The sequence below is a fragment of the Kitasatospora sp. NPDC005748 genome (assembly GCF_040630735.1).
GTDB lineage: Bacteria > Actinomycetota > Actinomycetes > Streptomycetales > Streptomycetaceae > Kitasatospora.
Genome location: NZ_JBEXYD010000082.1, coordinates 1 through 14450 on the forward strand (window position 1 = coordinate 1; position 14450 = coordinate 14450).

At 70.6% G+C, this 14450-nt stretch carries 13 protein-coding genes and 3 pseudogenes; 9 read left to right on the forward strand and 7 right to left on the reverse strand.

Translation table 11 applies throughout. From position 1 onward, the window contains the following. Both ABZ495_RS33680 and ABZ495_RS33685 read left to right on the forward strand, forming a co-directional pair. Window positions 1–894, forward strand: an 894-nt coding sequence (locus ABZ495_RS33680) for an alpha/beta hydrolase (protein ID WP_359839655.1), incomplete at its 5' end; no start/stop codon positions are given. A gap of 303 nt (window positions 895–1197) precedes the next feature. Next, window positions 1198–2364: an IS630 family transposase gene (locus ABZ495_RS33685; protein ID WP_359839657.1), complete on the forward strand. Its 1167-nt coding sequence runs from the start codon at window positions 1198–1200 to the stop codon at window positions 2362–2364. A gap of 305 nt (window positions 2365–2669) precedes the next feature. Here ABZ495_RS33685 and ABZ495_RS33690 read toward each other — a convergent pair whose 3' ends face one another. Both ABZ495_RS33690 and ABZ495_RS33695 read right to left on the reverse strand, forming a co-directional pair. Continuing rightward, complete coding sequence (locus ABZ495_RS33690) at window positions 2670–2897, reverse strand: hypothetical protein (RefSeq protein WP_359839659.1); 228 nt, start codon at window positions 2895–2897, stop codon at window positions 2670–2672. A 42-nt stretch (window positions 2898–2939) separates the two neighbouring features. Beyond that, window positions 2940–3476: pseudogene (locus ABZ495_RS33695) on the reverse strand (transposase); the annotation flags it as partial. A 344-nt stretch (window positions 3477–3820) separates the two neighbouring features. Between ABZ495_RS33695 and ABZ495_RS33700 the strand changes: the two are divergent. Further along, window positions 3821–6889, forward strand: a complete 3069-nt coding sequence (locus ABZ495_RS33700) for a hypothetical protein (protein ID WP_359839661.1) — start codon at window positions 3821–3823, stop codon at window positions 6887–6889. Window positions 6890–7398: 509 nt separating this feature from the next. After that, a pseudogene (locus ABZ495_RS33705) lies at window positions 7399–7700 on the forward strand (transposase); the annotation flags it as partial. On the opposite strand, the gene ABZ495_RS33710 reads toward ABZ495_RS33705, so the two are convergent. Beyond that, a complete protein-coding gene (locus tag ABZ495_RS33710) occupies window positions 7697–7822 on the reverse strand; it encodes a hypothetical protein (protein WP_359839663.1) in 126 nt (41 codons plus the stop codon). The pseudogene ABZ495_RS33705 and the gene ABZ495_RS33710 overlap by 4 nt on opposite strands. A 112-nt stretch (window positions 7823–7934) precedes the next feature. Between ABZ495_RS33710 and ABZ495_RS33715 the strand changes: the two genes are divergently transcribed. After that, window positions 7935–8495 carry an RICIN domain-containing protein gene (locus tag ABZ495_RS33715; RefSeq protein WP_359839664.1) on the forward strand — a complete coding sequence of 187 codons (561 nt, stop codon included), beginning with the start codon at window positions 7935–7937 and terminating at the stop codon, window positions 8493–8495. A 188-nt stretch (window positions 8496–8683) separates the two neighbouring features. After that, window positions 8684–9319: a phosphotransferase gene (locus tag ABZ495_RS33720; protein WP_359839666.1), complete on the forward strand. Its 636-nt coding sequence runs from the start codon at window positions 8684–8686 to the stop codon at window positions 9317–9319. 47 nt (window positions 9320–9366) lie between these two features. On the opposite strand, the gene ABZ495_RS33725 is transcribed toward ABZ495_RS33720, so the two are convergent. Further along, entirely contained in the window at window positions 9367–9507 is a 141-nt protein-coding gene (locus ABZ495_RS33725; RefSeq protein WP_359839667.1) for a hypothetical protein, read from the reverse strand. Between the two features lie 685 nt (window positions 9508–10192). On the opposite strand from ABZ495_RS33725, the gene ABZ495_RS33730 reads away from it, so the two are divergent. Beyond that, window positions 10193–10510, forward strand: coding sequence for a hypothetical protein (locus ABZ495_RS33730; protein ID WP_359839668.1), 318 nt, complete (start codon window positions 10193–10195; stop codon window positions 10508–10510). A gap of 246 nt (window positions 10511–10756) precedes the next feature. After that, window positions 10757–10969, forward strand: a pseudogene (locus ABZ495_RS33735) (transposase); the annotation flags it as partial. Between the two features lie 215 nt (window positions 10970–11184). Here the strand turns inward: ABZ495_RS33735 and ABZ495_RS33740 are convergent. Together ABZ495_RS33740 and ABZ495_RS33745 are read right to left on the reverse strand one after the other, a co-directional pair. Continuing rightward, a complete protein-coding gene (locus ABZ495_RS33740; RefSeq protein WP_359839695.1) occupies window positions 11185–11403 on the reverse strand; it encodes a hypothetical protein in 219 nt (72 codons plus the stop codon). 249 nt (window positions 11404–11652) lie between these two features. Beyond that, on the reverse strand, window positions 11653–12144 hold the full coding sequence (locus tag ABZ495_RS33745; RefSeq protein ID WP_359839670.1) for an Imm21 family immunity protein: 492 nt from the start codon (window positions 12142–12144) through the stop codon (window positions 11653–11655). Between the two features lie 351 nt (window positions 12145–12495). On the opposite strand from ABZ495_RS33745, the gene ABZ495_RS33750 reads away from it, so the two are divergent. Then, on the forward strand, window positions 12496–12747 hold the full coding sequence (locus tag ABZ495_RS33750) for a UBP-type zinc finger domain-containing protein (protein ID WP_359839689.1): 252 nt from the start codon (window positions 12496–12498) through the stop codon (window positions 12745–12747). Window positions 12748–13597: 850 nt separating this feature from the next. On the opposite strand, the gene ABZ495_RS33755 is transcribed toward ABZ495_RS33750, so the two are convergent. Further along, window positions 13598–14449, reverse strand: a complete 852-nt coding sequence (locus ABZ495_RS33755) for a helix-turn-helix domain-containing protein (protein WP_359839672.1) — start codon at window positions 14447–14449, stop codon at window positions 13598–13600. Between the last annotated feature and the right edge of the window lies 1 nt (window position 14450).

Sequence of the window (14450 nt, forward strand, 5' to 3'; positions counted from 1 at the left end):
CCCCACTTTCATGCCCTGCCGACCAGAAGATCACCCGACCGAGTCGGCAGACTCGAACTCACGATCACCAAGATCGATAGAGCAACGGCTAGTTACTTCACCTCATATGACGGAACGACGTTGTTCTACTCGGTTACCGGGAGGGGTCCCGCATTGGTCTGTCTGGCCGGCGGGCCCGGCGCGGACTCGCGTGACCTTGGTGATCTCGGCGGACTGGACGGCTTCCGCACCCTGGTCATGCTGGATGCTCGTGCCGCTGGGCGGTCTGAGGTCCCCATGGACCGTGCCAGTTGCGCCTTCACAGAGCAGGCCCGAGACCTGGAGGAACTGCGGCGGCAACTGGAGATCGAACGCCTGGATGTGCTTGCCCACTCGGCAGGCACCCTGACAGCTCAGGCACTCGCGGCCGACCATCCGGAGAAGTTGGGCAGACTCGTACTGATCACCCCTGTCGGCCTAGTCTCCAGGGAGGTGGATGAAGCCGAGGTGACGGTGATCCGGACGCGGCGCGCCGGTGAGCCGGGCAGCGCCGAGGCGTTGGCGGCCGGGGCGCCGCCCTGGAGTTACGGCGCATGGTCGGAGGCGACCCGCAGGCACTACGAGGCCGAGGCCACCTATCCGCAGCCGCCGTCGTGGCTGCGCGAGGCCTTCTATGTGCCCCCGGTCTCCGAAGCGGCCGCTGCAACTGCAGTCGCCCGCCGTGCTGCCGTACTCAGCCCGGTGCTGGTGGTCGCCGGTTCCGAGGACGGCGTGGCGGGTACCGGGACGGCCCGGCGCGTCGCGTCCTGCTACCCAGCCGGCCGCTTGGAGACACTCTCCGGGTGCGGGCACTGGCCCTGGATTGACAAGCCGACGGCGTTTCGCGACCTGGTCACCGGATTCCTGGACGACTAACGGGGGGCCGGGATCTGACGAATACGGCCTCGGCTGCGGTCCGCGAGTTGGAGCACATAAGCTTGACGAACTCGTCGGCGGCCCGTTCGCCGTCGACATAGGCGAAGGCGCTGCAGATGTGCAGGTCCGTCAGCTGCGGCCGAGCGCTTCGGACATGGGCTGCCAGGTGCTGGGCGAGTGAATCCTTGGTGGACTGCGGCGGTGTGGTGGGCGTGGCGGCCACGCCTGCCCGAACCGGCGTGGGAGCGGATGCGGCAGGCTGCCGCTCGTCGTGATCCACTTCTGCTGATCGGCTTGCCTGCTATGCCCGTTGCTGTCGCGCGCCCGATATCCCTGACCGCCGCCGAACGGCACCGGTCGAAGAAGGCGGCCTATGGTCACAAGACCGCGCACCAGGACCGGGTACGGGCGCGGATCGTGCTGCACGCCGCCCGGGGGCAGGGTAATGCGCGCATCGCCCGCGAAACGGGAGTGCATCTGGACACCGTGCGTGCCTGGCGCGTCCGCTTCGCCGACGGGGGCCTGCCCGCCCTGGCGGGCCGTAAGCGCTCGGGCCGCCCACGCCGCTTCACCCCGATACAGGTCGCCGAGGTCAAGGCACTGGCCTGCCAACGGCCCGCCGAGAACTGCACCCCGCTGTCGCGCTGGTCGGTTCCGGAGCTGGCCCGCGAGGTCGTCGCCCGTCGCATCTCCGGCCCGGTCTCAGTCTCCACCGTCCGGCGCTGGCTGCGCGAAGACGCGATCGAGCCCTGGCAGCACCGCTCCTGGATCTTCATCACCGATCCGGACTTCCGCCGCAAGGCCGAGCATGTCCTGGACCTGTACGCCCGCACCTGGGAGGGCCGATCCCTGAGCGCGGACGAGTTCCTGATCAGCTCCGATGAGAAGACCTCCATCCAGGCCCGCTGCCGCTGCCATCCCACCCTGGCGCCCGGCCAGGCCCGGGCGATGCGGGTGAACCACACCTATGGCCGCGGCGGCGCGCTGGCCTACCTGGCCGCCTACGACGTCCACCGCGCGAAGGTGTTCGGCCGCACCGAGCCGCGCACTGGTATCGACCCGATCATGGCCCTGGTCACCCAGGTCATGAGCCAGGAGCCCTACGCCCGCGCGAAGCGGGTGTTCTGGGTCGTCGACAACGGCTCCTCCCACTGCGGCAAGAAGGCCGCGGACCGGCCGACGGCCGCCTTCTCCAATGCGGTCCTGGTCCACACCCCGGTGCACGCCTCCTGGTTGAACCAAGTGGAGATCTTCTTCTCCGTCGTGCAGCGCAAAGTCGTATCGCCTAACGACTTCACCGACCTCGCCCAGGTCGGGGATCGGCTCCGAGCCTCCGAAGACCGCTACAACGCCACGGCACAGCCGTTCCAGTGGAGGTTCACCACCTCCGACCTGGACGATCTGCTGGCCAGGCTCGACCAGCACACCGCCGATCGCCAGGAAGAATCCTCCGCCGAGCCAGCAGCGTGATCAACCCCCGAAGCACTTACGGAGCCGACCACTAAGCCTAGCTTCGGCTGGCGGCCCCTGACCGGGTGGGTTTGCGGTCGCGGGCCCGGTCCTGCGGCTCGGCAGCCACCCGAGCGCAGCACTCCAACACCCCTGGGCGTACAGGAGGTCCTAAGAGTCGGCGTTCCGGAAGAGCGGTCGCCCCTGCAAGACGTGCGGGGGGATACTCGATGCAGCCTCCGGAGCAGCCGAGCGTGGGTCAGGCCGTCGGTCTGTGCGGATTCGAGTCGCTCCAGGCGCCGGCGGGCAGGGCCTTGGGGTCGCGGTCACGGTGGGCGGCCTCGAAGGGCTGCGATCGCGGCCAAGGCGGTGGGGTGGAGGGCGACCTGGCCGTGGCGGAGCTCGCGGACGAAGCGGTCCGGCTGACCGGGCCCACCGTGGAGGATCGCGGCCCATTGGGGGACGCCGTGGCTCCCGGCCTCGACCCAGCCGTCCGGGCGGCCGTGGTGGAGCAGGACGTGGACCGGGCGGGCGTGCGGGCCAAGATGAACCATGAGTCCATCGTTGGGGGGCGCCGGGCTCGGCTGCGGCCTCCTTTATACGGGCTCCGGCCGGGTGTGGGAACGTACGGTCGACGGCGGCTGGGCCCGCACGATGCGGCGCGACCCCCGACGCCCCCGGCGGCCGCAGGATGGTCCAGTGCGTCCAGGCGCTGGCCACGGGTGCGGGGGCGGTGACTGTGGTCCCCCCGCCCCGAAATGGACCATGAGTCCATCCGTCCGCGCGGGCTGGCCCCTCCTCTCCCCGCCGGCACGTGGCGGCACCTGCGCCGCCGGGCCGCCGGGTACGGGCGGCAACCGGGCCACCGTCGCGGCCCGCAGGTCCGGGCCTGGCGGGCGCGGCGTGCTCCGCACGATCGTGGAGTCGACCGCGACGACCCAGTCCAGGTCGCCTCCAGCGTCGGCGTGGGCCAGTAGAGCCGTGGAGACCCGCTCCCGCGTGCCGTCGATCGCCCAGTTCCGCAGCCTGGCGTAAATGCCCTTCCACGAGCCGTACTCGGCGGGCAGGTGCGCCCACTGCGAGCCGGTCTGGACCTTCCACGCGATCGCATCGACCACCTGTCGGTGATCCCGCCACCGCCCTCCTCACTTCGGCGTCCGGTTCGGCAACAACGGCTCTATTCGCGCCCACTGCGCGTCGGTCAACGGCACGGCCAGGCCAACGATCCGATGATTGGAAAGATCGGCCCAGGCCGTACGCCTGCTCCCGCCACGCGGATGGGGCCTTCGGCGCGTGGCGGGGGTGGCCGTTGGTTCGGGCACTGTTTCTGGCCATTCTCGTCAAAGTGTGCCGCTGTTGTGATCACGCTGTGTAGGTTCCCGATCCGGAGGGCGTCGTTCGCGCTGGCGCCAGGCGCAGTTGGTGCCCGGTGTGTCGTGCCGCCCCACCCTCATCTTCTCCGCAGACGGGATTCGTGATGACCACCCCGAGCACAGGAACACCCGCCACCACCCCGACGAGCACGACCACCCCGGGGAGTACGGCCACGCCAGCGACGACGGCCACCCCGGCGAGTACGTCGCCCGCGATCGAGGTGGACCGGGCGAGCCTGGACGGCGCGACGCCGAAGGACCTGCTGCCGACCACCGGCAACTACCCGACCGAGATCGTCCGGTACAGCTCAGTGGTGCTGACCGACATTCCCAACGCGAAGCCGGCCCGCAAGCTGACGGGTGCGATCGACCTCGGCGAGGAGAACCTGCCGTTCTACGACCGCCCGGCCGAGGGCATGATCGTCACGACCGAGCAGAGCTGGTCGGCCCAGGGCGTCACGCTCGGCCGCCTCCTGCACAGCCTGGCGCTCGCGCCCGGAGAGAGCACCAAGGTCGCGGTCGTCGACTGGCAGGGCACCACCAAGGCCACCGGCACCGAGAAGACCACCGAGGCCGACACCCTCTCCTCCACCACCGACCAGAACCGCTCGATCAGCGAGCTCGCGAACGCGATCGCCCGCGAGGAGCAGCACGGTGACTCGCAGGCGTTCCAGTTCAGCAAGTCCTCCAGTTCCGGCGGCAGTGCCGGCATCGCGTGGTTCGGCGCCGGCATCGGCGGGAACTGGAGCAATTCGTCGAACACGGGCTTCTCGAGTGCGGTGTCGCGCTCGACCGGGGTGAAGTCGGTGGCGGAGGAGGCGTCGCAGCGCATCAGCGCGCGGACCCAGCAGCTGGCAACGGCCGCGCGCAGCCGGAACATGACGGTGGTGCGTGAGACGTCGCAGGCGGAGAAGGACCAGGTGCTGACCCGGGTCGTCACCAACTACAACCACATGCACGCGATGTCGGTGCAGTACTACGAGGTCGTGCAGGTGTACAGCGTGACGACCAAGCCGACGAAGCTGGAACGCTGCCTGTTCATCCCGCTCCAGGAGCTGACCTTCACCTACTCCAGCCTGCAGCGGTACAAGGAGGTGCTCGCCTCGGTGGCCCCGGCCGAGTGGGCGGCGAAGATCCGGGCGGCGAACCCGTTCGAGACCGCCCAGCGCAAGCTCGACGCACTCACCGCGCCCGAGGCGCTCCCGCTCCAGGCTTTCGACGGGGTGGACCTGGCCGACATCGCCGGCGGGCCCATGGGCGTCTACGGGGTGCGCAAGGCCGACGGCAGCCCGGTGCGCTTCGACCCGGTGGCCCGGCAGTGGAACCCGATGCCCACCAGCGGCCTGCCGGGCGGCGGCCTGAACCGCATCGTGCCGGGCAAGGACACCGTCTGGGGGCTGCGGGCCGACAAGACGGTCGTCCACTTCGACGGAACGACCTGGAAGGCCGACTCCCAGAACTTCAAGGGACTGAGTCTGGCCTTCGGCGGTGACGGCACCTTCTACATCGTCGGCGGCGACAACAGCCTCTGGCAGTTCCCCCACAACGGCACCCGGGAGCAACTCACCGTCCAGGCCGACGAGGTCGCCGCCGCCGGCAGCAAGGTCTGGTACAGCCGGCAGGGGAAGATCTACGAGCGCACCAGCACCGGCTGGTCGGAACGGGCCACCGGGAGCCCGACCCGCCTGTTCGCCACCGCCGACGGTGCGCTCTGGGGCGTCTTCAGGAGCAACGACACCACGATGACCGTCGTGCTGGAGCCCGGCGCGGCGGCCTGGGGCCAGTCCGCCAACCCCGTGCTCAGGACGGCCACGGCAGGGACGGCAGCCGTGGTCTCGGCCGTCGGCGGGGACTACTGGATCCTCAAGAACGACGGAACGATGATGCGCTACCTCAGCACGGCACGGGAGACCCCGGCGCCGTTCGACTTCCAGCCGAAGGCCGACTCGCCCTACGCCTCCAGGATCGACGTCTGGTACGACGACGCCGGGATCCGCAGCATCCAGGTCGTCTTCCCCGGCCAGACCGCCCGCTGCGGCGACACCGGCGGCTCCGGTGTCCTGCGCCAGGCCTCCTACACCTTCGGCGGCGCCGACAAGCTGATCTCCGTCGACGCCTGGTCCGGCACCGCCGCCCGCGGCAGCCTCGCCGGGCTGCGCCTGACGATGACCTCCGGGGTGGCCAACTTCGGGATCGCGGAGAGCACCACCGCCACGCCCGACCTGACCGAGGACGCCGGCGGCGCCTCGGCCATCTGCGGGCTGTTCGGCGCGACGGTGAAGACCGGCAGCCGCACCTACGTCTCCTCGCTCGGCTTCTACGTGCGCGGCGGCAACGTCTCCCAGGTGGTCCTGGACCACCTGAACGACAACCGCCGACACTACAGCCAGGCCGTGTGGGCCAACGCCGACGAACTCACCCTCAGCCGCATCCTCGCCAACTACTCCTACGCGCCCGCGGGTTCGACCGCGCCCCCGGTTCTGCTCGGCACGGTGCTGGACCCGAAGCCGGTCGCCACGACCGGCAACTACCTCGGCTTCCGGTGGAACTTCACCAGCGAGCAGGAACGCGACACATGGACCAACGCCCGCAAGGCGACCGCCACCGCCTACGGGACGCCGGTGACCAACACGGTCGCCATAGCCACCAAGGGCGTCTTCGCCGAGGCCGTCCTCGGCCGGGCCAACTCGGCCGAGAAGATCGACCTCACCCGGTTCTGGAACTGGAAGGACTCGCCGATCCAGATCACCCCGGCCGACATCGCCCCGGTCTCCACCGCCTCCCGCGCGCAGAACCTCGACACCAAGGTGGCCGCCCTGAGCCCCACCGAGGCGAGGTACACGCCGATGATGGCGATGCCCGACCCGGTGGGCCTCCAGACGGCGCAGGCCATCGCCACCGCCAACCTGTTCCGCGACATGAGCGGCATCAACACCGTCACCCAGGTCCTCACCAAGGGCATCGAGGCCGCCGCGAGCAACGACAAGGCCGCCGGCGAACGCGCCCAGGAAGCCCTGAAGACCGCCACCGAACACATGCAGAAGATGTCGCAGATCGCGGCTGACGCGGCCGCCAAGGCGATACCGGCCGTGGCCACCGGCGGCGCCAGCAACCTCAGCGCCCTCGGCGGCATGATGAACCAGGGCGGCAAGGACGGCGCGGACAAGAAGTAGTCCCGCCGCGCCACCCGGCGGTCGGGGCCTCAGCGACCCTGGCCCTCCCGCCCCAGCACCCGAGCAGCCGCCCCCGCGGCCCGCCCCGACCGGTTCTCCGGTTCGGGACGGGCCGCGGGGCGGGGCGGGGCGGGCTACGGCGAGTGCCGCCGCGCCCCGCCCCCGCACCCTCGGACACCGTCACCATCACGGCCGTGGACCGGTACCCCTGCACCAAGGGCACCACCAGGCTCACCGCGCCCGCTGCTGATCTCCCTCACCCCCCGGCCGGCTGAGCATCAACCTCAACCTGTCCGCCACCCCTCACAGACCCCATCACCGGCAGGCCCGTGCCCGGCGCCACCATCACCTTCAAGGTCGGCACCGCCCCCAACACGGCGGGCAGCGCATTGTTTCAGAAGCGCCTAAAAGGTCCTCACAGAAGCCTCGTGACGTGTGACTGTCCGTTGATCGGCTCGTTAGTCCATCCGTGGGAAAGAGAGAGTCTCGTCCCACATTCGGGCAGCTCGGCGGGGCTCAAAAGCGGACCGAGCCCGGTCGACCGCGCACGTCCGGGCAGCAAGCACCACGTCCTCGTCGACGGTCAGGGCATCCCGCTCGCGGTGTCGCTGACCGGCGGCAACCGCAACGACGTCAGTCGGGCCTCGGCGTCTACCGCTGGGTCGTCGAGCGCACGATCGCCTGGCTCCACGGCTTCCGCCGCCTTCGCATCCGTCGGGAACGACGCGACGACATCCACGAAGGCTCCCTCGGCCTCGCCACCTGTCTGATCACTCACAGACACGTCCAACGTCTCTTGAGGACCTCTTAGCGCTCCACGTCGGCAACGATGAAGGCCGGACGGCCGTCGATGGTGGCGGCGACCGGATCGAGCGCGGGCCACACCCGCATCCTGGTGCCCACACGGTTCATGACCTTCTTCACGATCCGCACAACCGTTCCGTGCCTGCGGTCGTCCAACACCTCGATCCCGCTGGGGAGTCCTGGTACCGACTCCAGTTCTCCCGGCCAACCGCACCACCTGCCGCACCTCAGGAGGACAGCCGTGACCGATCCCGCCCCTACCCGCGGACGCCGCACCCGCGCCGCCCTGTTCGCCCTCGCGGCCGGCCTCGCCACCGCCCTTCCGGTGGCCGCCCCCGGCATCGCCCACGCCGAGCAGATCCCCCGCCAGAGCCCCGCTTTCGAACTGCGCAACCAGGCGACCGGCAAGTGCTTGGAGGTCGCCGACTGGCGCACCGACCAGGGCGCCCCCGTCCGCCAGTGGACCTGCACCGGAGGCGCCAACCAGCAGTGGGTCGCGAACAGCAACGGCCTCCTGGCCAACGTCCACGCCCGGGAGTGCCTGGATGTCCCCGCCTCCAGCACGGTATGGGGCACCCAGGTGATCGTATGGGGCTGCGCCGGGTGGACCAGGCCCGAGAACCAGCGCTGGCGGGTGCCCGGCGTCAATGCGCCCTCGACCGACGACCTGCGCAGCGCCGTCGGGCTCGTGCTCGACGTGCCGGGCTCCGACCCCTCCGACGGCGCCCCGGTGGTGACCTGGGGTGCCAACGGTGGCGCCAATCAGACCTGGACCGGGCTCCAGCCCCGGATCAATTTCTGAACCGCTTCCCACCCGACGGCGCGCCATGGCCGAGGGGCATCGCGCACGGACCCGTGACGTTTGTCCGGCGCCGCGGTCACCACCCAGGCCACGGCGCGCCGCCGGCCCACCCCAGCTGATTGCCCTCGTCCGGGCCCGTGCCCGGGTCCCCCCACGGATTGCTCGTTGGAAGGGCAGGATCAGGTCGCATGACGGGTATCGAGGACAACGACTACTGCGCGATCTTTCTGCGGCGCCGGCCGACAGACCGTTACCGATCTCTTGGCGGCGGTTCTGGCTGCTCCGGCCGACGAGTACGCGGTCCAGCTCGGCGGCCTGGAGTTCGACATCGGGCCCAACCCCGACGCGAAACTGTCCGACGACTTCATCGGCTGGCCGCTCAAGATCGACGTGGAGGGGCAGCGGGCCGGTCTCGTGAACGCCGTCGCCCAGGTCCTCACAGGTGCGTGGGCGGCCGGATACCGGGCCGTTGCCGCCTGTCCCTCCATGAGGACGCCGGACGCCCCCTGCGCCGCTGGCACGACGCCTCCGCGCCCGGCACCGACGCCGATCGGGCCGCGGTGCGCTCCGACCTGGAGGACCAGGCCCAGGAAGCCGCCGACTGCCTGGAGCACCTCGCCTCGCACCTGGCCGACGACCGCCTCGCCCTGGTCGAGGCCGCGTCGACCGAACTGGCCGGCCTGGCCGAGCAGCTGCCGCTGGTCTACCGGCACGGCGACTTCGAGACCCGGAACTGGCTGTACGACCAGGACACCGGCCGACACCGTCCCGGCCCGGCCTCCTTCATCACCGACGCCCGTACCTGCGGCCCGAACGGCCCATGATCGGCCGGGAGCTCCCGGGGAGCAGCGACGACGGGCACAGCGTCGTCCTACTCACGCCACCCGTCGCCGTTGTCGTCACGGACCTCCCCGCACCACCGCCCGCGCCAGCACTCCACCGACAGCTCCGCCACCGCCTCCTGCCGGTCGGCCAGAGCCACCGGTCCGGCGTCGGTGACGACCAGAGCCACCGGCAGGTACCCGGCACGGGTATGACCGGCCAGGTACGGCGCCACCAGTGCACCGTCCCGTCGGCGCTCTCCCGGTCGGCGAGCGCCGGGTCGTTGTCACCAACCCTGGCGCGGGACAGCTCGCGGTACCCGGGGGGAACCTCGCGGCGACATTGGCCGGCGCCATGGTCGAACGGTCGACTTCCACCATCAACACCGACACCCCGATCCCCCGCGCCTGCCACACACTGTCCGGACGCACCTTGCGCTTGCCGCCGGGCAGCAGGAACTCGGTCTCGGTCGACCAGGGCCGCGCCGCCCGGGAGGGCGCAGCAGGCGCTGGAGCTGGTCGGCGGTGGCGACCTTGAAGACGCCGAGCGCGCCGATGACGTCGGAGTGCATGGCGTTGGTCGAGCCGTTCGGGTTGGCGGCGCCGGTACGCGGTGCAACCGCCACTCGCGCCATCTCCACAGCTTCCAGTAACCAACTGCGCACAATGGTGCATATGGACGCTGGAGTCGCTGCTCTGTGGGGCGCAGGTATCGGGGGCGTGTTGGGCGCAGGAGGAGTCCTGGGATCCACATGGCTGGCCGGGCGAGCTCAAGGACGCACCCAACACCAGCATTGGCGTCGGCAGGGACGGCGAGAGGCATACAGCACATTCATTGCTGCTGTTACGGCCCATAGAGACGCGGCTGATGACCTCATGGCACTCATGGAGGAAACGCACAGCCCTGACGACGCTTCACAGGCTCTGGAACGCGTCAGTGAGAAGTTCCCGGCGGTACGCGCCGCATCCTCAGTGGTGGCCGTGGAAGGGCCCGCTGATGTAGCGGCTTCGGCTCGGGACGTCATGGAGAGCATCGGGCGCGCCACCGAGGACATCGATTTCTACGTCACAGCTGCCAGACGCTTCGGCCGCCCGGGAGAGTTCGAAGCCGGACGCGCCCAGAAAGCACTGGATGAGCTCGGCAGTCTTCTACGCACGTTCACCGAGAACGCCCGAGACGCCCTTGACGTTTAAGCGCCGTAGGCCCAATGACGTATTGAGGAAGTCCACTGACACCACCAGCGTGATCAGTGCCACAATTCCAGGATGGTTGCTCTTCGCTCACGGCGCCTGGAGCGCCTGTTCGCCTCCCGTCTCGACGAGGTCTCCCATGCCCAGGTCGCAGCCCTTGTCGACGCTCAGGCCACCGAACACTATTAAAGGTCCTAACAGAAGCCTCGTGACGTGTGACTGTCCGTTGATCGGCTCGTTAGTCCATCCGTGGGAAAGAGAGAGTCTCGTCCGTGGATCGTGTCGGACGAACTGTGGTGGCTGATCGAGCCGTTGTTGCCCGAACCGGGTCCGAAGCTGAAGCCGGGGCGGCCACGCGTGCCGGACCGGCAGGCACTGTGCGGGATCCTGTTCGTGCTGCACACCGGCATCCAGTGGGAGTACCTGCCCCAAGAGCTTGGCTTCGGCTCAGGCATGACCTGCTGCGGCGCCTGGAGCAGCCCGACGGCGGGCCCGCCATGGGCGACGGCAGCCAGGACCGGAAGGCACCCGCCACCCCGGTCAGCACGGCCAGAGGCGGCAGGCCAGGAGCCGCGGCGGGCGCGGGGGCGAGGCGACCAGGGCGGGCCGGGACAGCACCGGCACAACCGCGCGGCAACGCGAAACGCCCCGCCTCGGGCGAGGGCGCCACGCGACGTTCAGCTGACGAGGTGGTCCTTGAACTCCCCGTCGGTGCAGAACAGCTGACGCGTGGCGATGTTCGCGGCAACCCAGCCACCACCCTCCTCACACTGCTCGACGGTGACAACCGGAGTGAGATACCGGGCCTGCCCGACAGCGGACGCCGAGCCGGCGCCCGACGACAGCGCGACGGCGGCAAGGACAACAGAAGCAGCAAAACACCTGGAACTGGTCATACCGTGGCAACGACCGCCCCCACACCCGGTCACCCTCCCCTGCGCCGTTCGCGGACGTCCCACCGAAGCCCGGAACGCCTCGCGCACCACCACGACCGGCCGGCCGGAGGCCGGGAGCAGCGGCCAGGGCCGCCCGGGGCCGGCGATCGGCGGGCCACTCCCGGCGGCAGGGAACAGCCCGACCACCGCCACCGCCCCGGCCAGGCGCAGCGGGCGCCGGACACGGCCGCGGTACCGGGTGGCGGCTGATCAGCCGAGCGGGAGCAGGCGTTCCAGGTAGTACTCGGACTCGGGGTCGGGCTGGATGAGCAGCGACTGGAGCAGATAGCGCCCGGCGGGGACCGTGACCCGGAGGAGCTCCGGCGGATCGGCGTGGTCGAGTCCGCGGATGCGCTCGCCGTCGTAGCCGGCGTCGGTCAGCACGTATCGGCCGCCGAGCTCGACCGTGACCACGTCCTCCCAGGCGCCGCGGGCCAGCGCCGTCTCTACGCCGGGGAGCAGCGAGCGGTCGTCGTCGGCGGACGACCAGCGGGCGAAGACCAGGGCGTACGCGCTCCAGGTCACCGGCAGCGGCTCACCGCCGAGGATCACCACGTCGTGGCCCTCAAAGTGCAGGGCCGTCGCGTACTCGCCGCACGCGTCGTAGGCCTCCTCCCCGGTCCACCGGGACACCAGGTGCTCGGGAAGGAGGGCGTAACGCGCGAAGTCGGTGCGGTCGAGCCAGGTCAGCGCAGCGGTCATCCGGTCATGATGCCAACACGGCGCCCACCCGGACCGCACCTGGGCGAGGACCGCCCTCACTGCGACCACGACAGCCCGGTGCCAGCCGGCGGCGACGGCTCCTGGCAGCAGGGAACAGCCCCGCCAGGGCGGCGGCCGGCAGCGACGACCAGACGCAGCAGGCCGGAGCCACAGCCTGGCTGCACGGCGGGCCGGCATGGCCGCCCCCGGGAAAGCAACACGACGGCACCGGCCGCGGTGATCCGCGGCCGGTGCCGAGCGGTGCCGGGTACCGTGGGTGGTGTGAAGGACCAGCACGAATGGCGCGTCGCGGTCGACCGGGGACTCGTCGTCCAACCGGTCTGCCGGCACCTGGACGCGATCCGGGAAGTACCCGCCCACCCGGCCGCCGGTTGTGAGGACTGCCTGCGGGAGGGCAGCACCTGGGTGTCCCTGCGGGCGTGCCTGAGCTGCGGACACGTCGGCTGCTGCGACAGCTCCCCCCGACAGCACGCCCACCGTCACGCCCACACCGCCGACGGCCACCCCGTCGCCCGATCGCTCGAACCCGGCGAGCGCTGGGCCTGGTGCTACACCGACGAACTCTTCCTGCTCCCCGCCTGACCCCACGGGCGCAGCGCGGCGTTGGCCGTGCGGGCGGCCTCCCGCTGTTCGTCGGCCTCCCGTCCCAGGCGCTCCTCGCGGTCCTGGTCGCAGGGTTAGCAGCGGCCACCCGGGCGGCGGGTCCACTCGACCTGTCCCTGGCGGCCGTACTCCCAGGTGCTCTCCTCCTCGGAAACCTCGCCGCAGTCGAGCAGACCAGGGAGTCCATCAGCCTGCGGTGGGCCTTGTGCTCCTCGTCCTCGCGGGCGGCCTGGCGCAGGTCGTAGGCGGCCGGTTGTTCGGGTTCGCCAGCGCCTCGATGAGGCAGTGCCGGCCCGAGCGGCCGTAGCGCCAGCACACTGGCCCGAGCGGCCCGTGGGCGGCCAGCAGCTCCAGGGTGGTCGCGACGATGGGCACGGCGTCGTCGTACGCGCGCCAGCCGTCTTCGTTGTAGCCGCGGACCTCCCCGCACCACCGGCCGCGCCAGCAGTCGGCCGACAGGTCCGCGACGACCTGCTGGCGGTTGGCAGGCGATCGGTCCGGCGTCGGTGACGACCAGCGCTACCGTCGGGTACCCGGGCCGGGTGTGGCAGGCCAGGTACGACGCCACCAGTGCACCGTGCGGTCGCCGGCTTCTTCCCGGCGAGGACCGGGTCGTTGTCGCGGGCCTTCGTGTGGAACAGCTCGCGGTACCGGGGGAACTTCGCGGCGACGTCGGCCGGCGTCATGGCGGAGCGGTCGACCTCGACCATCAGCACCGGCACCCCGATCTCCGGGGCCTGCCCCACATCCAGCTCCAGACCGCCCTCATCGAAGGATGCCTGGCCGGCACCGGTCTGCCACTCGATCCACCGACTCCACCCTGAAAGCCTCAGTACCCGAACCTGCGCTGCGCGCCGTCGCGCGGCGGCCAGGCTCTGTCATCGGCGGCCAGCCACGGCTCGTGCACGGCGGCGGCGGGAGTTGTCCCGGTGAACGCGCGCACGTCGTGGTGGAGGTGGGACTGGTCGGCATAGCCGCCATCCGCGGCCACCTGCGCGGGGGTGTCTCCGCGGACCAGGCGGTGGATGGCGTGATCGAAGCGGACCAGCATGGCGGCGCGTTTGGGTGTCAGGCCGATCTGCGAGCCGAAGCGTGACCACGTGCGCTGCCGGCTCCAGCCGATACGGCCTGCGAGCTCGCTCACGCGGGCCTGTCCGTGGCTGGCGACGATCCGGCGCCAGGCCCAAACCACTTCGGGATCGACCTCCCTGCCCGCATGGAACCGGGTCATCAGTTCCCTATCGATCAGCGCGAAGCGCTCCGGCCAGGTCCGCGCATCGTGGAGCCGCTCCCGCAGGCGTGGCGCGGCACGGTCCCACAGGTCGTCGAGCGCGATGACGCTCCCGCGCAACTCCGCGAGTGGGAGTCCGAGTACACGGTGCGCGACCAGCGGAGACAGGCGTATCTGCACACACTCGACGTCCTCGGCGCACACCTGGAAGGCGCTGAAGCCGAGCCCGGCGGCCAGACTCTCCGCCCGCATCCGGCCGACCGCGCCGTCGATGTCGATGTCGAACGGGCGGTCACCGAATCCGACAGCCACGGTGACGGCCGGGTGAGGAATGGCTCGTAGATCGATCGGGCTGCCACCCCGAATGCGGAACCCGGCCATGTCGACACCGGGCAGCGCGGTCACCCGCGACGGTCGCGCGATCTCCCAGGCAGCGATGGAGTCTGCCATC

Coding starts and splice junctions, on each gene's coding strand:
- ABZ495_RS33685 (WP_359839657.1), top strand. CDS start 1,198: ATGCCCGTTGCTGTCGCGCGCCCGATATCCCTGACCGCCGCCGAACGG.
- ABZ495_RS33745 (WP_359839670.1), bottom strand. CDS start 12,144: ATGACCGCTGCGCTGACCTGGCTCGACCGCACCGACTTCGCGCGTTAC.
- ABZ495_RS33755 (WP_359839672.1), bottom strand. CDS start 14,449: ATGGCAGACTCCATCGCTGCCTGGGAGATCGCGCGACCGTCGCGGGTG.
- ABZ495_RS33730 (WP_359839668.1), top strand. CDS start 10,193: ATGGCACTCATGGAGGAAACGCACAGCCCTGACGACGCTTCACAGGCT.
- ABZ495_RS33720 (WP_359839666.1), top strand. CDS start 8,684: ATGACGGGTATCGAGGACAACGACTACTGCGCGATCTTTCTGCGGCGC.
- ABZ495_RS33690 (WP_359839659.1), bottom strand. CDS start 2,897: ATGGTTCATCTTGGCCCGCACGCCCGCCCGGTCCACGTCCTGCTCCAC.
- ABZ495_RS33700 (WP_359839661.1), top strand. CDS start 3,821: ATGACCACCCCGAGCACAGGAACACCCGCCACCACCCCGACGAGCACG.
- ABZ495_RS33740 (WP_359839695.1), bottom strand. CDS start 11,403: ATGACCAGTTCCAGGTGTTTTGCTGCTTCTGTTGTCCTTGCCGCCGTC.